The organism is Streptococcus oralis (genome assembly GCF_018448765.2).
GTDB classification, from domain to species: Bacteria; Bacillota; Bacilli; order Lactobacillales; family Streptococcaceae; genus Streptococcus; species Streptococcus oralis_BM.
This window is the reverse complement of record NZ_JAHCMC020000001.1, coordinates 265,880-287,153: the sequence shown is the minus strand read 5'-3', so window position 1 is coordinate 287,153 and position 21,274 is coordinate 265,880. Positions and strand designations below refer to the sequence as shown.

Sequence of the window (21,274 nt, the reverse complement as noted above, 5' to 3'; positions counted from 1 at the left end):
CTAGTATAGTGCAGAAAAAGAAGGCCGTCAAGCCTTCTTTTGATTTATTCTTCTGCATCATCTTCTGTAAATTGGCTATTGTAGAGATCCGCATAGAAGCCACCTTGGGCCATCAGCTCCTCGTGATTGCCTTGCTCAATAATATTACCATCTTTCATAACAAGAATCAAATCAGCATTACGAATAGTTGACAAGCGATGGGCGATGACAAAGGAAGTTCTGCCTTCCATCAAACGGTCCATGGCTTTCTGAATCAATTCCTCTGTACGTGTGTCAACTGAGGATGTCGCTTCATCCAAAATCAAGAGCGGTGCATCTTTCAACAAAGCACGAGCGATAGTCAAAAGCTGTTTCTGTCCAACAGACAAGGTCACAGTGTCATCCAAAACAGTATCGTAGCCATCTGGCAAAGTCATGATAAAGTGGTGAATTCCCACAGCCTTGCTGGCTTCCATCATCCGCTCATCGCTGATACCTGTCTGATTGTAGATGAGATTTTCCCGAATGGTTCCTTCAAAGAGCCAAGTATCTTGTAAGACCATTGAAAAGGCATCATGTACTTCTGAGCGCTTCATATTCTTGGTATCGACTCCATCGATACGGATACCTCCCTTATCAATCTCATAGAACTTCATCAAAAGATTGACAATGGTTGTCTTACCAGCTCCAGTTGGCCCAACGATAGCGACCTTTTGGCCTGCATGAGCTGTCGCAGAAAAGTCATGGATGATGGTGCGTTCTGGTGTATAGCCAAAGGATACGCGATCAAAGACCACTTCTCCCCTCATGCCAGTCAATTGTCTTTCCTTATGGGATTCATCCTGCATCTCAGCTTCACCTAGAAATTCAAAGACACGTCCCATGGCTGCACTGGCTTGTTGCAAGCTGGTAATCCCTTGAGCAATTTGTGATAAGGGTTGTGAGAAGGTACGAACATAGACCATAAAGGCTACAATAACCCCGATAGTGATATGCCCTTTTAGAGCAAGCGCGGCCCCAACGATGATGACCAAAACATAGCTAAAATTCCCAACAAAGAACATGGCTGGCATCATGATACCAGAGATAAACTGAGATTTCCAGATGCTGTCGTGCAAGTTCTGATTCAAACCTGCAAATTTCGCTTTAGAGGTGTCTACTGCGTTGTAGCTCGTTACAACATTGTGTCCCGAATACATTTCTTCTACATAACCATTGACAGCCGCCAAGTTGTTTTGCTGAGCTCTAAAGTACCCTTGTGACTTAGCCATAATTACGGAAACTGCCGCAAAACCAACAAGCGTAGAAACAACCGTTACCAGAGCTAAAATCCAGTTCATGCTAAACATGGTCACCAAAACAGCAATCAACAAGAAGCTAGCTGAGAGTACTGTTCCCAAACTTTGATTGAGAGATTGAGCGGCCGTATCAACGTCATTGGTCACGCGCGAAAGGGTATCTCCTTGAGAATGACGATCAAAATAGCCAAGGGGCAAACGATTGATTTTTTCAGCAATTGCCGTCCGCAAGCGTTTTGAAAAATGTTGGATACTTGTTGAAAAGATATAGGCCTGTGTATAGTTAAGGATAGCACCAAGTACATAGAGAATCACTAAAAAGCTAGCAATACTTGAAACAGCCTCTAGGTCAATTCCCGTCATCAAACCATCTGAGATTAAGTTGGTGATTTCTTTTATCTTAGTCGGTCCATAAACCGTGATGATGCTTGAACATACAGCTGCTACAACCGCTACTAGTAGGGGAAGTTGGAGACCTGCTAGAAAAGGTTTATAATATTTCCAAAAAGACATTTTCTTATTTTCCATGTTCCAATTCCTCCTTCGATAGTTGTGAGTAGGCAATTTCTTGGTAGACTTCATTGGTAGCTAGAAGTTCCTTGTGGGTGCCTTGCCCCACGACTTTACCTTGATCCAATACTAAGATCAGGTCGGCATCCATGATGGTAGAAATCCGCTGTGCTACGATGAGCTTGGTCATAGATTTTGTTTTCTCTGCTAGCTCTTGGCGCAAGATCCGGTCTGTCTTGTAGTCCAAGGCTGAGAAAGAGTCATCAAAGATAAGAATCTCTGGCTTACGAGCCAAGGCACGCGCAATGGCCAAACGCTGTCTTTGACCTCCTGAGAAGTTGGTTCCGCCTTGGGCTACTTCAGAGGCCAGACCTGCTTCCTTATCCTCGATAAAGTTTTTAGACTGGGCTAATTCCAGAGCTTGCCACATAGCAGCTTCGCTTAGAGGAGTTTCTTTGCTCTTACCAAAGTCTAAGTTCCCCTTGACATCTCCAGAGAAGAGCACAGCTTTTTGTGGAATATAGCCGACCTTATTGCGCAAATCTTCCAAGTCATAATCTTGCACATTAACTCCGTCCACTAGGATTTCTCCATCTGAAACGTCGTAAAAACGTGGCAAGAGGTTGACTAGGGTGGACTTACCTGATCCAGTCGATCCGATGAAGGCCACGGTTTGACCCGCTTCTGCTTTGAAAGTGACATGTTCCACGACTGCTTCAGAGTTTTTAGAGTAGCGGAAAGTCACATCACGAAATTCCACTTGCCCTTGAACTGAAGGGTCCGCTGTCTGTGCTTGACTAGGATTTTCAATAGAAGAATGCAAATCCAATACTTGATTGATACGTCCTGCCGAAACCAAGGTACGAGGAAGAACGATGAAGAGTGCTCCCATGAGAAGGAAGCCCATCACGACCTGCATGGCATAAGACATGAAGACCACCATATCACTAAAGAGTGGTAGACGGTCTGTCAAATTTGCGTCATTGATGATATAGGCTCCAATCCAGTAGATAGCTAGACTCAAGCCACTCGAAATCGCCATCATAATAGGATTTATAATCGCCATCAAACGGGTGACAAAGAGATTGAGACGGGTGACTTCAGTATTAGCTTCCTCAAATTTCTTATCTTGGTAATCCTCGGCATTGTATGCACGAACAACTCGAATCCCAGTCAAACTTTCACGAGTGATACTATTGAGTTTATCTGTCAATTTTTGGATGACCGATTGTTTTGGAAAGGCCAGAGTCATAAGAACGGTGGTCATCAAGACATTCACAATAACAGCCACAACGACCGCCCAGAGCCAGTATTCCGATTTCCCAAGGATTTTTCCAATGGCCCAGATAGCCATAATTGGCCCACGAGTAACCACCTGCAAGCCCATGGTAAAGAGCATCTGTACCTGGGTAATATCATTGGTCGTCCGAGTCAAAAGACTTGGGATTGAAAAGCGCTTGATTTCTGTCTGCGAAAAATCTAAAACGCGATGAAATACGTCTCTACGTAGATGGGTTGTATAGGATGCTGCAACACGAGCAGCAAAGAAACCCACCATAACAGATGAAAAGAAAGCCAATAAAGACAAACCAATCATCTTCGCAGCTGGTGACCAGAGTTCACCCAACTGCGTTCCAGAAGTTCCCAGTAATTCTGTAATTTGCGAAATATAAGTCGGCACCTCTAACTCTAGATAGACCGAGAAACAAGTGAAAAGAATCGCAAGGACAATCATCCCCCACTCTTTTCCTGTAATACGTTTAGCGAGTTTCTTCATTCTCTCCTCCTATCTTCTCAACATTTTCTTGCAACTGACAGAGGACCTTTTCAAAGATTGCCAAGTCTGACTTTGAAACACCCTCTAGCAGACTCTGATTGATCCGATCAAAAAAGGCCTTAACTTCTTGCATCTGCGAACGCGATTTATCCGTCAAGCGAACAAACTTTGCCCGCTTATCACTCGGGCTGGCCTCTAGTTCAACCAAACCATTTTGTACCATGCGCTTGACTAGATTACTCGCAACAGATTTAGTAATATTGAGTTCCTGCTCGATATCCTTAATTAAGACCAGATTTTCAGACTGTTCTTGGCAATCTAAAAAACGCAGAACCTGCCCCTGCGGTCCACCCATAAATTCAAGGCCACATCGCTTGGCTTCTTTCTGTATCATCAGATGAGCCTGGTATCCAAAACGTTTAAACATCAACAACGATTTGTCCATGATTGCTCCCTTCTCATGATTTTATATAGTTCTCTGGAGAACTAATTACGTTTCCATGAGAACTATTTTATCACTTTCAGAAGAGATGTCAAGAAAAAAGTTTCCTAGAGAACTATTTTAGTCTGAATTGACATTGGAGAATATTTTCTCTATAATAAGCACTAGCTACCGTGGATAGGAATCCATTCACTTGATGAAGGGAGAAAACGTTCAAATGAAACCAGAAGAACAAAAAGTTTTAGGGATTTTAGCAACCATTTTTGGAGCCATCGCACTTTTAGGATCTTGGATCCCGTTTATTAACTATCTATCGTTTTTCATCGCTATTGTCGCGTTGATCTTAGGTATTATCGGACTTATTGCCAATCTCAAAAAACGGAAAACAATGGCCATTATCGGAACATCCTTGTCAATTGCTTCTATTATACTCTTCCTTACGACCCAGATGTTGTATGCTAATGTCTACAAAGAATTTGTCAGAGAGTTTAACCGTTCCTATAGAGAAGCTAGCTCCTCAATGGAACGCGACTTGACAGATGATACCATTGATTCACTCCCTGAAGAGGAGGAAGAAGACGATACCTTCACTTGGACCCAAGAACAGTTCGACGCTTTAATCGAAGGTGACCTTGATAACAAAGGAAAAGGTGGTACCAATTACAAGGATATTATCAAAAAACACGGACTACCAGACTCCGAGTTTGACTCCACTATTGGGGGATATGATACGAGAAAAATCACCTATATCTCTATTGGTGACAATATCAAGACTGTTACCTTAACTTTTGCAAAACAGGACAATGGACAGCTCTTACTAATTCATAAAATGGCTTTGGGCCTAGGAGAAAGCCAACAGCAAAGAGATTCTGGTTCCAGAATCTAATCTCAAATATAAAAAGCGAACAGCTAGCAAGTCTGTTCGCTTTTTTATTAGAATCCATCTACGTTTGTGTAGATCTTTTGGACGTCCTCATCATCTTCAAGAACGCTGTAAAGTTTTTCAAAGGTTTCAAGGTCTTCACCTGACAACTCAACTTCTGATTGAGGAATCATTTCCAGTTCAGTTACTTGGAATTCTTCGATACCAGACTCACGCAAAGCAACGATGGCCTTGTGAAGGTCAGTTGGAGCTGTGTAAACAGTGATTGTTCCTTCTTCTGCTTCTACATCATCCACATCAATGTCTGCTTCAAGCAAAAGCTCAAAGATAGCATCCGCATCATCACCAGCAAATACGATCACACCCTTGTTGTCAAAGAGGTAAGAAACAGAACCTGAAGCTCCCATGTTACCGCCATTTTTACCAAAAGCAGCACGAACGTTCGCAGCTGTACGGTTGACGTTTGAAGTCAAGGTATCCACAATCAGCATAGAACCATTTGGTCCAAATCCTTCGTAACGTCCTTCTGTAAAGGTTTCGTCTGTGTTTCCTTTTGCCTTATCGATAGCCTTATCAATAACGTGTTTTGGCACTTGCGCTTGTTTAGCACGATCGATAACGAATTTCAAAGCAGTATTTGATTCTGGATCTGGTTCCCCTTTTTTAGCTGCTACATAGATTTCTACACCAAATTTTGCATATACTTTAGAGTTAGCTCCATCTTTAGCCGTTTTCTTGGCTACGATATTGGCCCATTTACGTCCCATTAGGAATCTCCTTTTTTCACATTTTAATCTTTCTTATTATAACACAAGTCTAGCTGATTTTCACTAGAGGAAATGGATTTTCTTTTGCAAAGCAAGCTAGGCTTTGCCTCCGACTGCCACGATTTTCTTGCCTTCTTTTATCCAAGGGTGTCGGGAAAGGGAGAAGTAAAGTTGGACAGTCATCACAACCCAGAGTAGCGGTTCACAGAGAATAACACCTGTATAGCCTGTCCAAGGAATAATCCAAGCTACGAAAATAATTTTCCCAAACAATTCTATAAAGCTAGATATAAGTGGCAAAAGTTTTTGGCCTAGTCCCTGCAAACTATTTCTATAAATCAATAAAAGGCTTAAAAATGGATAGAATACCGAACTGATACGTAAGTACAAGGTCCCGTTTTCTACCAAATAGCTGTCTGTCGAACTCGCCAAGAAAGAGACTAGGCTAGGACTGGCAAAAAATAGGAAAATACAGGCAAAGGCTGCCCAAGACATACTCAAATAGCTCCCTAAACGAAGGCCTTGGACAATACGTTCGGGACGTTTCGCCCCAAAGTTTTGAGAGATAAAAGTCGTCATCGATGCTGAAATAGCCGTCATTGGCAGCAAGGCAAAGGCCATGATTCTGCGCGCTGCCGTTTGAGCACTGATAATGACTGCACCAAAACTATTGACAGAGGATTGCAAAATGACACTTCCGATAGAGACGATTGACCCCATCAGACCCATGGCTAGCCCCTGCTCCAAGAGATCAACATAGAGAGACTTATTCCATTTGAAATGTTTGAGACCCGGAAGAAGCTCTGGAACACTCTTACGAATATAAAAATAACAGAGAATAGCTGACAGACCTTGCGAGATAATAGTCGCAAGACCCGCAGACTGAACTCCCAGATGCAGTTGCGTAATAAAATACAAATCCAAGATCACATTAACGATAGCTGAGAAGATAAGAAAAGCAAGAGCCGCAAGGCTATCACCAATCGAGCGCAGTAAGCCTGCAAAAAGATTGTAAGCAAAACTAACCCCTACACAGGTAACAATCATGGAGATGTACTCGTAGGATTGAGGAAGGATTTCTACAGGTGTTTCTAGGTACTGCAAGAGTGGATAAAGACCGAAGAAACCCATCAGCATGACAAGAGCACTCAGGATGGCACCCAGAATCCAAGTTGCTGCAACAGCTTCTTTAATCTTAGCAAAATTACGAGCACCGTAGAGACGAGCGATGACAACTCCCATCCCATTTCCAACTCCGAGGGCAAAGCCGATAATCAGATCAAAAATAGCCGTCGTTGCTCCTACTGCTGCTAGGGATTCTTGTCCAAGGAACCGCCCTACAATCAAGACGTCAGCTGTATTATACAGCTGTTGGAAGATATTGGACAACAGAATTGGAAGGGCAAAACTCAAAAGTGAGGGGAGAATGGAGCCATGAATCAGGTCCACTGTTCGTTTTTTATTCATAAAGATATTATATCAGCTTTCCAGAGGACCGACAAGATTCTTTAACGAATCCTGAAATCAATTGCTTCCAGAGAGACAATTTGCTATAATCAAGAAAAGGAGGTCATTTATGAGTTTGACCAGTCAATTAATAACCGATGTGTTTCCAGATCTTGATAAAGTTGAAAAGCTAAATAACGAAGCTTTCCCCGAGGAAGAACGGGTCCCTCTTTCTGAGTTTTTGCGCTATCAGGACCGAGATGACGCCCACTTTTTTGCTTTTTATAACGAAGAAGAATTTGTTGGCTTTGCTTTTGCCATCTCCAACCAAAAGGCTTTCTATATTAGCTTTTTTGCCATCATGCCTCACTTAAGAAGTCACGGATATGGGAAGGAAATTATCGACAAACTAACTGATTTTTATCAGCGAACCATGTTGCTTGAAGTAGAGCGATTGGATGAAGAATGCGATAACTTGGAACAAAGAAAAGCTCGTATGAGCTTCTATCAACAAAATGGCTTCAAAACAGCTAACGCTTTTCTAGAGTATGATGGATTGAGTTTTGAAATTCTCTACCGCGGTGACCATTTCGACGAGGAAGCCTATCGCGACATCTTCCAAAAATTACAAGATGAACATTATTTTGACTTTCACATCAAATACAGGCGCTTTAGTGATCATTAGTTGTTTCAAGGAAGAGAAGTCTAACGAACTTTCTCACAATAAAACGCATAATATCAAGGTTCTAAATACCTGATATTATGCGTTTTTATGATTTTGAAAGCTTTCCCTAGTTTTATCTTTAATCTTCAATTTCGATTTCAAGTCCATCGCCTAGGTCAAGCGTCACTTCTTGGTTAGGTGCCAAATCTTCAGCGACAGAAGTAGAAGTGGTTCCTTCTTCATCTTCAATCAAACCGTATTGAACACGAACCTGATGGTCGATCTCATCAAAAATCTCTGGGTGATCCGCCAAGTATTTCTTAGCATTTTCAGATCCTTGTCCGATTTTTTCACCCTTGTAAGAGTACCATGCTCCTGCTTTTTGGATGATATCGAGATCACTTGCAATCTTCAAGAGCTCACCAGTCTTAGAAATCCCTTCTCCGTACATGATTTCAACGAAGGCTTCCTTAAACGGTGGAGCTACCTTATTTTTCACGACCTTGATCTTGGTTTCCTTACCGACATTGGTATCTTTTTGGTCACCAGTTCCTTTGATTTGTGTGCTTCCACGAACATCCAAACGGACTGAAGCGTAGAATTTCAGAGCACGTCCACCAGGTGTTGTTTCTGGATTTCCAAACATAACCCCAACTTTTTCACGCAACTGGTTGATAAAGATGGCAATTGTTTTGGTTTTATTGATAGAAGCACCAAGTTTACGCATGGCCTGGCTCATCATACGAGCTTGCAAACCAACGTGGCTGTCTCCAATATCTCCATCAATTTCTGCACGAGGTACAAGGGCCGCAACTGAGTCGATAACGACAAGGTCAACTGCACCTGAGTCAATCAATTTTCCAGCAATTTCAAGACCTTGCTCTCCTGAGTCTGGTTGTGACAAGAGCAATTCGTCAATGTTCACACCAAGGGCTGCAGCATAGGCTGGGTCAAGCGCATGTTCCGCATCGATAAAGGCTGCAATACCACCTTCTTTCTGTGCTTGCGCAACAGCGTGAAGGGCAACCGTTGTCTTACCAGAAGACTCTGGTCCATAGATTTCGATGATACGTCCTTTAGGATAACCACCTGAACCAAGGGCAATGTCAAGAGCCAATGAGCCTGAACTCATCACTTGCACTTTTTGTTCTGCGCGTTCACCTAAACGCATGATTGAGCCTTTACCGAAGTCTTTTTCAATCAGTTTAAGAGCATCGTTCAAGGCTTTTTCACGATCCGCTCCAAACTTTTTTGAAATCTCATCTAATTTTTTGGGTTTTTTCGCCATTCTGTTCTCCTATATTCTACTGGTCCTTAGACCTATCTACTATTATATCAAAATTCAGTCACTTAATAAAGCCTTGCGAACTAGGTTAAAGGCATGCATAACCGCGATGTGACGTACATCTGCTCGACTCCGTCCTGCGATATTAGCCTTGATCACCTCTGTCCCTTTTGCATGTGCCAGTCCAATAAAAACTGTGCCGGCTGGATGCCCCTCTAGGCTATCTGGCCCAGCCACACCTGTCAGACTGACTCCATAATCAGACTGAGTCTTGAGCCGTGCCTGCTCTGCCATTTTTCGAGCCGTAAACTCAGAAACGACCCCGTGTTCTTTTAGCTCTTGCTCGGAAATATCCAACATCTTAGACTTTTCTTCTAGGCTGTAAGTGACAAAACCGCCATTAAAGATTGCTGAAACACCTGAAAAGTCTGCTAAAGTAGCTTGAAAGAGACCTGCCGTCAAGCTTTCTGCCGCAGTAATGCTTTTCTGTCTCTTCTTTAGCTCTTCTACAACGACACTCGCGAGGCTGGTTTCTTCCCCATATCCATAACAGATGTCTCGTAGAGAAATTCCCTCAAAAGTCTGGCGACTCAAGATTTGATTTTCTAGGATGTCCAGTGCTTGATCAGCCTTTTCTTGACTAACTGCTTTTGTAGACAAGCGCAAGGTCACTTCTCCCGTTTTGGCATACGGTGCCAAAGTCGGATCGGTTTGATGGTCAATCAAATCCGCCAAAATGGTCACCAACTGACTCTCCCCAATTCCAAAGAAACGGAGCACTCGTGAGTATAACTTGGTCCCAGTCATTAACTTGGGTAAGAGTTGATTTAAGACCATAGGTTTCAATTCACTAGGTGGTCCCGGAAGGACCACGTAGGTTACGCCATCCACTTCCGACACCCCTCCTACTGCTAAACCTGTCTCATTTGGCAGCGGAGTTGCCCCTTCTACAATTTGGGCTTGGCGCTCATTATTCGGCGTCCGAGCATAGTCAGGTCTATGAGCAAAGAAAATATCCAGTTTCTCTTGCGCTTGAGGGTCAAACACTAGATCTTTTCCTAAAAATTTTGCCAGGGTTTGTTTGGTCAAATCATCCTCAGTTGGTCCCAAGCCCCCTGTCAAAATCACAAGATTACTACGTTGACTCGCAATCTCAAGCAAGGACAAAAGACGAGCTTCATTGTCTCCGACAGCTGTTTGGAAGTAGACGTCTACCCCGATTTCGGCTAGTTTCTCTGATAAAAACTGAGCATTGGTATTGACAATCTGCCCTGTTAAAATTTCTGTTCCGACAGCAATAATTTCTGCTTTCATGTTTCCTCCTACTTATCTATTCGAATTTTTTTGAAAAAATCGCAGGAAATTTCCCACGATTTGATTCTTTGTTTTATTCTACCTCTTCGTTTGAAATACTAGTACTGGTTGAAGGCGCTGTCCGGCCAAAGGCTGTTTCGTACAGTACCGCATTGGTTTCCAATTCTGTCACCGGCTCTTTACCTAGTGAACTACGCAAGAGATTTTGCATTTCGAGCATATGTTCTGAAGTGACAATCTGATAAGAAATTCCCTGTAGCTCAGCATCTTCCCCACGCAATTGATGCGTTTCGATATTCTTGAAAGAATCTTGATAGCCGAGCAATTGTGGAATGCTCTTAGCTGATAAGTCCACATTGGTCTGCATGTTATCACTCAAAGCTTTGAGAATACCTTGATAATGGCTCACACTATTTAGACTCAAAACCTTCTCTACGATTTTTTGAATGACTTCACGTTGACGTTTTTGACGTCCATAGTCTCCTTCAGGATCTTGGTAACGCATCCGTGAATACACCAAGGCTTCTTCACCATTCAAGTTTTGTTCCCCAACACCAATGGAAATCTTATTAAACTCTTCTTGGTCAGTGATGGAAATTGGAAAACCAAGTGTATTGTTGACGGTGATTCCACCAACTGCATCCACCAATTGTTGAAGACCTTGCATATTGACCATTACATAGCGGTCAATGTGGATATTCATCATCTTTTGAATAGTAGAAATTGCAAGCTCCGCACCGCCATTGGCATAGGCCGCATTGAGTTTGGCTTCCTGAACTTGGCCATTTCCACTCTCGATCTTGGTCAGAATATCCCGTTCCAAACTCATCATAGTGGTTTTCTTTGTTTTTGGATTAACCGTCAAGAGAATCATGGAATCACTATTCCCTGCCCACGGATCTGTACGTTCCGAATTTCCCGTATCTACCCCCATCAGGAGAATCGTTAAAGGCTCAGTTGCTTCGATAACGTTGGTTTCTTCCCCGATTTTTTTGTAAGTTTTTTGACTCAGGGTTGCAGTCCCCTGCTGATAGATTGTGTAGGCATAAATTCCTACACCTACAACTGTTACGGCCAGGAAACCTAGCACCATTCCAATTAATTTTTTGATCATCTTGTTATTCATCTATCAATTTGCCCATCAGACAAACATCTAAAAATATCCCTTCTGCTAAATAGGCTCCTCTTTCTTGCAAGCCTTCTGTGATAAATCCCATTTTTGAATAGAGGTGGATAGCAGCCTCATTTCGTTTTTGTACACTGAGTTGCAAGCGGCGCAAGACGCCACTGGCTTTAGCCCACTCGATGCCTTCTTCTAGAAGAATAGTCGCCAAGCCTTGGTTCCAAAATTTCTTGCGAACCGCTAAAAAAACATCTCCAATATGCCGAACTCTTAAATGTTGATCCGCTGTGATATTTAAGACACCCGCAATCTCATCATTCAGTAAGACGAGGAGAGTAATTTGATTCTCCGATGCAGCTTGCTTTTCGATAAAAAGAGCCATTTCAGAAGCTGTCATCATGATACCATTTTTATCTAGGCTAGTGAAGTCTGTCTCTTGACCGACACAATCTAAAAATGCAATCAAAGCTATAGCATCTGAAGTCTCTGCCTCACGAATGCACAACTCATACTCCATCCTGAAGCTCCTTGATGAGTTGTTCAGCCCGAGGGCCATGAGCCGTAAAATGAAGACAACGACCCTCAGCTTCTTTCAAAATTTCCAACTCCAAGTAAGAATCTGGTAAATCTTCACCCAAAAGATGCCCCCACTCAATAACAGTCACACCGCCACCAAAGAGAAACTCATCCAAGTCAATAGAATCAGCATCACCTTCGATACGGTAGACATCCAAGTGGTAAAGTGGCAAACGCCCTTCATACTCTCTAACAATGGTATAGGTTGGACTTTTAATCATCTGACGGATATCCAAACCCTTGGCAAGGCCTTTTGTAAAGGTTGTTTTACCCGCACCCAACTCTCCCGTCAAGATCAGAACATCGTCTTTTTGAAGCAAATGACCCAATCTTTCTCCGAGAGCTAGAAGCTCTTCTTCATTTTTTGTGTACATGTTACTATTATACCAAAAAGTTTCCTTTTGTGTGAATTTTCTTTATAGACTTACTATGCTAAATTTACAGTTCTCCTTCCCTTTCTTAGAAAAAGGTAAAAATACAAATAACAAATAAAACATCGCGAATCACATGTCCGTAAAATGAAATTTCCCTTTGCACGGATTTGGGAAAGAGGAAACGCGCACATAAAAAACCGAGACCAATATAAAGGAGAATGGAGGAGATTGTTACGGGATTTCTCAAGAAAATAATCGTGCCTAAAACGGAAATCACAACCGTTCTCTTCTTGTTGAGATGGTTGTCCACATCCCGAATATATTTATCAAAAGGTAAGAAAATCCATAGATCTACTCCCAGCAAGAAAAAGAATGACGGCAGAAAGAGGTCAACCAGATCCTGCTGCAATTTGCTAGTAGTTTGGATGCTTTCTGTGAGAACCAGACAGGTTGCCAGAAGATTGACTACTAAAAGAAGGCTATAAACAAGGCTTACTTTCTTTTGAACACGCAAAATACTATGACTTTTCTGACCCAAGGTATGGAAGTAATTAATCCCAGCACAAAAGCCTGAAACTCCCACTATGAGAATTAAAAAATAGACATTTCCTTCTCTTAAGGATAAAAATGATTCTTTCCACAATAAACAACTTCCAAATAAAATTTGAGCGACAGCTAATAATAATAAAACACGAATTGATTTCATCATTTCCTTTTCTTCCTCCGTATAAGAAATTATACTCTGACAGGATTAGAAAATGATAAATGACTTCCAAAATGTCACATTAGGACGCTGAACGGTACAAAAAACAGTTCCGTCATTCACAGAACTGTTCTCTTCTAATCTAATCCCTAAACCAGAGAGCGATTTCTCGTTTAGCTGACTCTTCTGAATCTGATCCATGTACGACGTTTTGAATGGCTTGATTTTCTCCTGCCGCCTTAGCAAAATCTCCCCGGATAGTTCCTGGTAGAGCCTCTTCTGGACGAGTGGCCCCCATCATGTCACGCCAGCTTTCAATTACCTTTGATCCTGAAATGATTCCCACAATTATTGGACCTGAGGTCATAAATTGACGGATAGGAGGATAAAAACTTTTTTCAACTAAGTCGCGATAGTGTTGGTCAATCAAATCTTCTGAAACTGTTGAACGTAACTCTAATTTTTCGAGTTTGAAACCACGTCGCTCAATTCTTTTCAAAATCTCGCCAACTAGACCTCTCTTCACACCATCTGGCTTAATGATAAAGAATGTTTGTTCCATATAAATCCCCTTGTCATTTTAGTTCTTCTATTCTACCACACTTTATGGAAAAGTGGGAAAATTTTCTGAAACAAAGCAAAGAGAACCCGAAGGTTCTCTTATTTGCTTTTATTCTACAGTTTCTTCAGATTGGATTTCCACAGTTTCATCTACTGGAGCAAGTTCTGTATCTTCTTGTTCAGGAGCCAGATATTCTGCGTCATTGATTGCCTGTGGTTCAAGGTTACGGTAGCGAGCCATACCAGTACCTGCTGGGATGATCTTACCGATGATAACATTTTCCTTGAGTCCAAGGAGATGGTCTTTCTTACCGCGGATGGCTGCATCTGTAAGGACACGAGTTGTTTCCTGGAAGGAAGCCGCTGACAAGAAACTATTTGTTTCAAGTGAGGCTTTGGTGATTCCCATAAGAACTGGGCGACCAGTCGCTGGAACTCCACCTGCGATAAGGACTTCTTTATTAGCATCTGTAAAATCGTTAATGTCTAAAAGAGTACCCATGAGAAGATCTGTATCACCTGGATCCATGACACGGACTTTACGGATCATTTGACGAACCATAACCTCGATGTGTTTGTCACCGATTTCTACCCCTTGGCTACGGTAAACTTTTTGGACTTCACCGAGAAGGTAAGTTTCAACTGACAAGACATCACGAACAGCAAGGAGATGTTTTGGTTGGATAGAACCCTCTGTCAATGCTGCACCACGAGAAACTTGGTCTCCAACTTCAACACGCATACGTGCTGTAAATGGAACGACGTATTCTCCTTCGCCAGTTTCACCCTTAACAAAGACTTTCTTTGTACGAGTTGAAGCATCTTCTTCGATAGCTGTAACTTGTCCTTTGACCTCTGTAATAACCGCTTCCCCTTTTGGATTGCGGGCTTCAAAGATTTCTTGGACACGAGGAAGACCTTGAGTGATATCGGTATTTGAGGCAACCCCACCCGTGTGGAAGGTACGCATTGTAAGCTGTGTACCAGGTTCCCCGATAGATTGGGCAGCGATTGTACCAACTGCTTCACCAACTTCAACCGCATCACCAGTCGCCAAGTTGATACCGTAACAGTGACGGCAAACACCATGACGAGTGTTACATGTAAATACGGAACGGATAGTCACTTCTTCCACACCAGCATTGACAATCTCGCGCGCCTTGTCTTCTGTGATTAATTCATTTGGACCAATGATAACTTCGCCAGTTTCTGGGTGTTTAACAGTTTTCTTAGTGTAACGACCATTGAGACGTTCTTCGAGAGACTCGATCATCTCTTTTCCTTCTGCGATAGAGCGGATCAAGAGACCACGGTCTGTTCCACAGTCGTCCTCACGGATGATAACGTCTTGGGCAACGTCAACCAAACGACGAGTCAAGTAACCTGAGTCGGCTGTCTTAAGGGCCGTATCGGTCATACCTTTACGGGCACCGTGAGTTGAGAAGAACATTTCAAGTACTGACAAACCTTCGCGGAAGTTTGAAAGAATTGGCAATTCCATGATACGTCCGTTCGGGGCGGCCATCAGACCACGCATACCGGCAAGTTGTGAGAAGTTCGAGATGTTACCACGAGCTCCTGAGTCCATCATCATAACGATTGGGTTCTTCGGATCTTGGTTATCGACCAAGCGTTTTTCCAATTTCTCACGAGCTGCACGCCATTCAGCTGTAACGGCATTGTAACGTTCATCATCAGTGATCAAACCACGACGGAACTGTTTTGTGATTTGTTCTACACGCTTATGAGATTCTTCGATGATTTCAGCCTTGTCTTCAACCACTGGGATATCAGCAATCCCCACTGTCAATCCAGCAAGTGTTGAATGATGGTAACCTAAGTCTTTCAATCGGTCCAAGAATGCAGAGGTTTCTGTTGTACGGAAACGTTTGAAAATCTCAGCGATGATATTTCCAAGGTTTTTCTTCTTGAATGGAGGATTGAGTTCAAGGTTGCGAATGGCTTCCTTGATATCGCCACCTAGTGGTAAGAAGTATTTAGCTGGAAGCCCTTCTGTCAAGTTCGCATTATTTGGTTCTTGTAAGTAAGGTAGACCCTCTGGCATGATGTCGTTGAAGAGGATTTTACCAACTGTTGTAAGCAAGACCTTGTGTTTTTGCTCTTCTGTCCATGGTTTGTTGAGGCTGTCTGTCGCGATACCAACACGTGAGTGGAGGTGAACATAGCCATTGCGGTAAGCCATGACAGCTTCGTCACGGTCTTTGAAGACCATTCCTTCACCTTCACGACCAGCTTCTTCCATAGTCAAGTAGTAGTTACCCAAAACCATGTCCTGAGATGGGGTAACAACTGGTTTACCATCTTTCGGATTCAAGATGTGCTCAGCAGCGAGCATGAGGATACGAGCTTCTGCTTGAGCCTCTTCTGAAAGCGGTACGTGGATGGCCATTTGGTCTCCGTCAAAGTCGGCATTGTAGGCTTCACAGACAAGCGGGTGCAAACGAAGGGCCTTACCATCGATCAAGACTGGCTCGAAGGCTTGGATACCCAAACGGTGAAGGGTCGGTGCGCGGTTCAAAAGGACTGGGTGTTCTTTGATTACTTCTTCGAGGATATCCCAGATACGTTCATCTCCACGTTCTACCAAGCGTTTAGCCGCTTTAACATTTTGCACGATGTCACGGGCAACGATTTCACGCATCACAAATGGTTTAAAGAGCTCGATCGCCATTTCGCGTGGCACACCACATTGGTACATCTTAAGAGTTGGACCAACAGCGATAACGGAACGTCCTGAGAAGTCAACACGTTTACCGAGCAAGTTTTGACGGAAGCGTCCTTGTTTCCCTTTGAGCATGTGGCTCAATGATTTAAGTGGACGGCTACCTGGTCCTGTGATTGGACGACCACGACGGCCATTATCAATCAAAGCATCAACCGCTTCTTGAAGCATACGCTTCTCATTTTGAACGATGATACCAGGTGCATTCAACTCAAGCAAACGAGCCAAACGGTTGTTACGGTTGATAACACGGCGGTAAAGGTCGTTCAAGTCAGATGAGGCAAAACGGCCACCATCCAACTGCAACATTGGACGGAGATCTGGTGGAATAACTGGGAGGATGTTAAGAACCATCCATTCAGGTTTGTTCCCAGACTTGTAAAAGGCATCCAAAACATCCAAACGACGGATAGCTTTGACACGTTTTTGTCCAGTAGCTGTTTTCAACTCTTCTTTGAGTTCAGCAATTTCTTTTTCAAGATCTACTTGTTTCAAAAGGTCTTGGATGGCTTCGGCACCCATCTTGGCAACGAATGATCCATAGCCATACTCACGCAAGCGCTCACGGTATTCGCGCTCTGTCATGATAGACTTGTGCTCAAGTGGTGTATCCTTAGGATCAATCACCACATAAGCCGCAAAGTAGATAACTTCCTCGAGGGCACGAGGGCTCATATCAAGGGTCAAGCCCATACGGCTTGGAATCCCCTTGAAATACCAGATGTGAGATACAGGAGCTTTCAACTCGATGTGCCCCATACGCTCACGACGAACTTTTGTACGCGTTACTTCAACCCCACAACGGTCACAAACAATCCCTCTGTAACGAATGCGTTTGTACTTACCACAAGCACATTCCCAGTCTTTTGTAGGACCAAAGATGACTTCGTCAAAGAGTCCTTCACGTTCTGGTTTCAACGTACGGTAATTGATTGTTTCAGGTTTTTTGACTTCTCCATAAGACCATGAACGGACTTTGCTTGGAGAAGCTAGGGTGATTTGCATACTTTTAAAACGATTTACATCAACCACTATTTCTTCCCTTTCTATTCTAAGTGAACTGCTTATTCTTGTTCAGCAGTTTCTTCTGTTGCTTCCGCTTTTGTTGCTTTCTCTGCTTCTTCAGCTTCAAAGGCTGCTTTAGCCTCTTGTGCTGCTTTTTCGCGGGCTTTTTCAAGATCATCTACGTGGATGACATCTTCGTCCATTCCTTCATCCAAGTCGCGAAGTTCCACTTCTTGGTCATCTTCGTCAAGGACACGCATGTCAAGACCAAGAGATTGCAATTCTTTCACAAGAACTCGGAATGATTCTGGAACACCTGGTTTTGGAATTGGTTTTCCTTTTGTAATAGCTTCATAAGCTCTCAAACGTCCGTTAATATCGTCAGACTTGTAAGTCAAGATTTCTTGAAGGACATTTGACGCACCGTAGGCTTCAAGGGCCCAAACCTCCATCTCACCGAAACGTTGTCCACCAAACTGAGCTTTACCTCCGAGTGGCTGTTGAGTAACGGTTGAGTAAGGCCCGACTGAACGCGCATGCAATTTATCATCAACCATGTGGTGGAGTTTGATCATGTACATGACACCAACTGATACACGGTTGTCAAATGGCTCACCAGTACGGCCATCGTAAAGGATCGTCTTGGCATCGCTATCCATACCTGCTTCTTTGACAGTGTCCCAAAGGTCTTCAGAACTTGCTCCATCAAAGACTGGTGTTGCGATGTGGATACCAAGAGTACGTGCTGCCATACCAAGGTGGAGCTCCATAACCTGACCGATATTCATACGTGATGGCACCCCAAGTGGGTTCAACATGATATCGACTGGAGTTCCGTCTGGAAGGTAAGGCATGTCTTCTACAGGAACGATACGAGAGACAACCCCTTTGTTTCCGTGACGTCCGGCCATCTTATCTCCGACCTTGATCTTACGTTTTTGAGCGATGTAGACGCGAACCAGCATGTTAACGCCTGATTGTAACTCATCTCCATTTGCACGTGTAAAGATCTTAACATCACGAACGACACCATCGGCACCGTGTGGTACACGAAGAGAAGTATCACGCACTTCACGAGACTTATCTCCGAAGATAGCGTGCAAGAGACGTTCTTCAGCTGAAAGGTCTTTCTCACCCTTAGGTGTGACTTTACCTACAAGGATATCTCCTTCTTTAACCTCAGCACCGATACGGATAATACCCATTTCGTCAAGGTTTTTAAGGGCATCTTCCCCAACGTTTGGAATTTCACGAGTAATTTCTTCAGGCCCAAGCTTTGTATCACGTGTTTCTGATTCGTATTCTTCGAGGTGGACAGATGTGTAGACATCGTCTTTGACCAAGCGTTCGCTCATGATAACGGCATCCTCGAAGTTGTAACCTTCCCAAGTCATGTAGGCGACGATTGGGTTTTGTCCCAGCGCCATTTCTCCATTTTCCATAGAAGGTCCGTCAGCGATAAAGTCGCCTTTTTCAACGACATCCCCAACTTTAACGAGGGTACGTTGGTTGTAGGCAGTACCTGAGTTTGAACGACGGAATTTTTGAACGTGGTAGACATCTAGGGAACCATCTTCACGGCGAACTTCTACCTTGTCCGCATCTGCGTAGGTAACTTTACCGCCATGCTGAGCAATAACCGCAGCTCCAGAGTCGTGAGCTGCTTGGTATTCCATACCAGTACCAACGTAAGGTGCTTTTGGATCAATCAATGGCACAGCCTGACGTTGCATGTTGGCACCCATGAGGGCACGGTTGGAGTCATCGTTTTCCAAGAAAGGAATACATGCTGTCGCAACGGCAACTACCTGTTTTGGTGAAACGTCCATGTAGTCAACCACTTCTGCTGGATACTCTTGGTTGACCCCTTGGTGACGTCCCATGACAACTTTCTCAGCAAAAGTACCATCTTCGTTCAATTTTGAATTAGCCTGTGCTACAGTAAATTCATCTTCTTCATCGGCTGTCAACCAAACGATTTCGTTTGTGACTACACCAGTTTCACGGTCAACCTTACGGTATGGTGTTTGAACAAATCCATACTTGTTCAAGTGTCCGTATGATGACAAGTTATTGATCAAACCGATGTTAGGTCCTTCAGGTGTTTCAATTGGACACATACGACCATAGTGAGTGTAGTGCACGTCACGTACTTCATATCCAGCACGGTCACGAGTCAAACCACCAGGCCCTAAGGCTGACAAACGACGTTTGTGAGACAACTCAGAAAGTGGGTTGTGTTGGTCCATGAACTGGGACAATTGTGAAGAACCAAAGAATTCTTTGATCGCAGCTGTCACAGGGCGGATGTTGATAATTTGTTGTGGTGTTAAAACTTCATTGTCCTGAACAGACATACGTTCACGGACATTACGTTCCATACGAGAAAGTCCAAGACGTACTTGGTTAGCAAGCAATTCACCAACTGCACGGATACGACGGTTTCCAAGGTGGTCGATATCATCCACACGTCCGATACCTTCTGCCAAGTTGAGGAAGTAGCTCATCTCTGCAAGGATATCCGCAGGAGTTACAACATGAACCTTGTCGTCTGGATTGGCATTTCCGATGATAGTTACGACACGGTCTGGGTCCGTTGGGGCAACAACCTTGAATTTTTGAAGGACAACTGGTTCTGTCAGAACCGCCGCATCGTTTGGAATGTAAACGATCTTGTTCAAGTCGCCATCCAAGTGGTTCTCGATGCTTTCAATCACGCTACGAGTCATAACGGTACCAGCTTCTACCAAGATTTCACCAGTTTCGGGATCTACCAATGGCTCAGCAATGGTTTGGTTGAGCAAGCGTGTTTTAACATTGAGTTTTTTATTGATCTTGTAACGACCAACTGCTGCCAAATCGTAGCGGCGTGGGTCAAAGAAACGAGCCACAAGCAAGCTACGTGAACTTTCAGCAGTCTTAGGCTCACCTGGACGAAGGCGTTCGTAGATTTCTTTCAAGGCTTCGTCTGTACGAGAGTCCATTGGATTCTTGTGGATATCTTTTTCAACAGTATTGCGAACCAATTCGCTATCACCAAAGATATCAAAGATTTCATCATCACCTGAGAAACCAAGCGCACGAACCAAGGTCGTAAATGGAATCTTACGAGTACGGTCGATACGAGTATAAGCGATGTCTTTTGAGTCGCTTTCAAGTTCCAACCAAGCTCCACGGTTAGGGATAACAGTAGAACCGTAACCCACTTTACCGTTCTTGTCTACTTTGTCATTAAAGTAAACACCTGGTGAGCGGACCAACTGAGAAACGATAATACGTTCACCACCATTGATGATGAAAGTACCCATTTCGGTCATGATTGGGAAATCACCAAAGAAGACTTCTTGAGTCTTGATTTCGCCTGTTTCTTTATTAATCAAGCGGAAGGTTACAAAAATTGGTGCTGAGTAGCTAGCATCGTGGATACGTGCTTCTTCGAGCGTGTATTTTGGTTCCTTGATTTCATAGCCAACAAATTCCAACTCCATTGTGTCCGTGAAGTTTGAAATTGGCAATACATCTTCAAATACTTCCTTAAGACCGTGATCTAGGAAATCTTTGAATGAATCCGTTTGAATTTCAATCAAATTTGGTAAGTCAAGAACTTCTTTGATTCTTGAAAAACTACGACGGGTACGATGTTTCCCGTATTGAACGTCATGTCCTGCCAAGATGATTCTCCTTTGTAAATAAATTCCAAGCCTTGTCAATCAGGCTTTTCTAATCGTCATATGGTTTTAAAAACCCCTATCACCGTGTCCCTTTGACGAATTTTCAGAATCTTTAAATCTTTGTTACAAGCATTCAAAAACCTGAAAAAAAGC

Annotated in this window: 16 protein-coding genes; 2 read left to right on the top strand and 14 right to left on the bottom strand. The window is 43.3% G+C overall.

Going from position 1 to position 21,274, the window contains the following annotated elements:
- Positions 1-44: 44 nt before the first annotated feature.
- From KIH88_RS01405 to KIH88_RS01395, 3 genes are read right to left on the bottom strand one after another with little or no spacing between them, the layout of a single operon-like run.
- A complete protein-coding gene (locus KIH88_RS01405) occupies positions 45-1,805 on the bottom strand; it encodes an ABC transporter ATP-binding protein (RefSeq protein ID WP_213988385.1) in 1,761 nt (586 codons plus the stop codon).
- Positions 1,795-3,564, bottom strand: coding sequence for an ABC transporter ATP-binding protein (locus KIH88_RS01400; RefSeq protein WP_213988386.1), 1,770 nt, complete (start codon positions 3,562-3,564; stop codon positions 1,795-1,797). The genes KIH88_RS01405 and KIH88_RS01400 overlap by 11 nt, the downstream gene beginning before the upstream one ends.
- Positions 3,548-4,009 carry a MarR family winged helix-turn-helix transcriptional regulator gene (locus KIH88_RS01395; RefSeq protein ID WP_213988387.1) on the bottom strand — a complete coding sequence of 154 codons (462 nt, stop codon included), beginning with the start codon at positions 4,007-4,009 and terminating at the stop codon, positions 3,548-3,550. Before KIH88_RS01395 ends, KIH88_RS01400 begins: the two co-directional genes overlap by 17 nt.
- A gap of 193 nt (positions 4,010-4,202) precedes the next feature.
- Here KIH88_RS01395 and KIH88_RS01390 point away from each other — a divergent pair, with 193 nt between their 5' ends.
- Positions 4,203-4,892: a CD20-like domain-containing protein gene (locus tag KIH88_RS01390; protein ID WP_084849961.1), complete on the top strand. Its 690-nt coding sequence runs from the start codon at positions 4,203-4,205 to the stop codon at positions 4,890-4,892.
- Between the two features lie 47 nt (positions 4,893-4,939).
- On the opposite strand, the gene KIH88_RS01385 is transcribed toward KIH88_RS01390, so the two are convergent.
- Positions 4,940-5,656, bottom strand: a complete 717-nt coding sequence (locus KIH88_RS01385; protein ID WP_000532898.1) for a YebC/PmpR family DNA-binding transcriptional regulator — start codon at positions 5,654-5,656, stop codon at positions 4,940-4,942.
- Between the two features lie 96 nt (positions 5,657-5,752).
- Positions 5,753-7,123: an MATE family efflux transporter gene (locus KIH88_RS01380; RefSeq protein WP_212576477.1), complete on the bottom strand. Its 1,371-nt coding sequence runs from the start codon at positions 7,121-7,123 to the stop codon at positions 5,753-5,755.
- A gap of 109 nt (positions 7,124-7,232) precedes the next feature.
- On the opposite strand from KIH88_RS01380, the gene KIH88_RS01375 reads away from it, so the two are divergent.
- On the top strand, positions 7,233-7,787 hold the full coding sequence (locus KIH88_RS01375; RefSeq protein ID WP_000060287.1) for a GNAT family N-acetyltransferase: 555 nt from the start codon (positions 7,233-7,235) through the stop codon (positions 7,785-7,787).
- Positions 7,788-7,905: 118 nt separating this feature from the next.
- Here the strand turns inward: KIH88_RS01375 and recA are convergent, their stop codons facing one another.
- The 9 genes from recA to rpoB form a co-directional block, all read right to left on the bottom strand.
- The gene (recA, locus tag KIH88_RS01370) at positions 7,906-9,054 is read right to left on the bottom strand and encodes a recombinase RecA (RefSeq protein ID WP_001085447.1); all 1,149 of its coding nucleotides are present in this window, start codon (positions 9,052-9,054) and stop codon (positions 7,906-7,908) included.
- A 54-nt stretch (positions 9,055-9,108) separates the two neighbouring features.
- Positions 9,109-10,365: a competence/damage-inducible protein A gene (locus KIH88_RS01365; RefSeq protein WP_125840508.1), complete on the bottom strand. Its 1,257-nt coding sequence runs from the start codon at positions 10,363-10,365 to the stop codon at positions 9,109-9,111.
- A gap of 73 nt (positions 10,366-10,438) precedes the next feature.
- Positions 10,439-11,479 carry a glycopolymer--peptidoglycan transferase LytR gene (lytR, locus tag KIH88_RS01360; protein WP_000592176.1) on the bottom strand — a complete coding sequence of 347 codons (1,041 nt, stop codon included), beginning with the start codon at positions 11,477-11,479 and terminating at the stop codon, positions 10,439-10,441.
- A gap of 4 nt (positions 11,480-11,483) precedes the next feature.
- Positions 11,484-12,005 carry a GNAT family N-acetyltransferase gene (locus KIH88_RS01355; RefSeq protein ID WP_213988388.1) on the bottom strand — a complete coding sequence of 174 codons (522 nt, stop codon included), beginning with the start codon at positions 12,003-12,005 and terminating at the stop codon, positions 11,484-11,486.
- Positions 11,995-12,438 carry a tRNA (adenosine(37)-N6)-threonylcarbamoyltransferase complex ATPase subunit type 1 TsaE gene (tsaE, locus tag KIH88_RS01350; RefSeq protein WP_084853468.1) on the bottom strand — a complete coding sequence of 148 codons (444 nt, stop codon included), beginning with the start codon at positions 12,436-12,438 and terminating at the stop codon, positions 11,995-11,997. Before tsaE ends, KIH88_RS01355 begins: the two co-directional genes overlap by 11 nt.
- Before the next feature lie 85 nt (positions 12,439-12,523).
- On the bottom strand, positions 12,524-13,147 hold the full coding sequence (locus tag KIH88_RS01345; RefSeq protein ID WP_213988389.1) for a hypothetical protein: 624 nt from the start codon (positions 13,145-13,147) through the stop codon (positions 12,524-12,526).
- 136 nt (positions 13,148-13,283) lie between these two features.
- On the bottom strand, positions 13,284-13,703 hold the full coding sequence (gene ndk / locus KIH88_RS01340) for a nucleoside-diphosphate kinase (RefSeq protein WP_213988390.1): 420 nt from the start codon (positions 13,701-13,703) through the stop codon (positions 13,284-13,286).
- 108 nt (positions 13,704-13,811) lie between these two features.
- Positions 13,812-17,477, bottom strand: a complete 3,666-nt coding sequence (gene rpoC / locus KIH88_RS01335) for a DNA-directed RNA polymerase subunit beta' (RefSeq protein ID WP_185757905.1) — start codon at positions 17,475-17,477, stop codon at positions 13,812-13,814.
- A gap of 32 nt (positions 17,478-17,509) precedes the next feature.
- Complete coding sequence (rpoB, locus tag KIH88_RS01330) at positions 17,510-21,121, bottom strand: DNA-directed RNA polymerase subunit beta (RefSeq protein ID WP_213988391.1); 3,612 nt, start codon at positions 21,119-21,121, stop codon at positions 17,510-17,512.
- Positions 21,122-21,274 lie beyond the last annotated feature (153 nt).

Coding starts and splice junctions, on each gene's coding strand:
- KIH88_RS01405 (WP_213988385.1), bottom strand. CDS start 1,805: ATGGAAAATAAGAAAATGTCTTTTTGGAAATATTATAAACCTTTTCTA.
- KIH88_RS01400 (WP_213988386.1), bottom strand. CDS start 3,564: ATGAAGAAACTCGCTAAACGTATTACAGGAAAAGAGTGGGGGATGATT.
- KIH88_RS01395 (WP_213988387.1), bottom strand. CDS start 4,009: ATGGACAAATCGTTGTTGATGTTTAAACGTTTTGGATACCAGGCTCAT.
- KIH88_RS01390 (WP_084849961.1), top strand. CDS start 4,203: ATGAAGGGAGAAAACGTTCAAATGAAACCAGAAGAACAAAAAGTTTTA.
- KIH88_RS01385 (WP_000532898.1), bottom strand. CDS start 5,656: ATGGGACGTAAATGGGCCAATATCGTAGCCAAGAAAACGGCTAAAGAT.
- KIH88_RS01380 (WP_212576477.1), bottom strand. CDS start 7,123: ATGAATAAAAAACGAACAGTGGACCTGATTCATGGCTCCATTCTCCCC.
- KIH88_RS01375 (WP_000060287.1), top strand. CDS start 7,233: ATGAGTTTGACCAGTCAATTAATAACCGATGTGTTTCCAGATCTTGAT.
- recA (WP_001085447.1), bottom strand. CDS start 9,054: ATGGCGAAAAAACCCAAAAAATTAGATGAGATTTCAAAAAAGTTTGGA.
- KIH88_RS01365 (WP_125840508.1), bottom strand. CDS start 10,365: ATGAAAGCAGAAATTATTGCTGTCGGAACAGAAATTTTAACAGGGCAG.
- lytR (WP_000592176.1), bottom strand. CDS start 11,479: ATGATCAAAAAATTAATTGGAATGGTGCTAGGTTTCCTGGCCGTAACA.
- KIH88_RS01355 (WP_213988388.1), bottom strand. CDS start 12,005: ATGGAGTATGAGTTGTGCATTCGTGAGGCAGAGACTTCAGATGCTATA.
- tsaE (WP_084853468.1), bottom strand. CDS start 12,438: ATGTACACAAAAAATGAAGAAGAGCTTCTAGCTCTCGGAGAAAGATTG.
- KIH88_RS01345 (WP_213988389.1), bottom strand. CDS start 13,147: ATGATGAAATCAATTCGTGTTTTATTATTATTAGCTGTCGCTCAAATT.
- ndk (WP_213988390.1), bottom strand. CDS start 13,703: ATGGAACAAACATTCTTTATCATTAAGCCAGATGGTGTGAAGAGAGGT.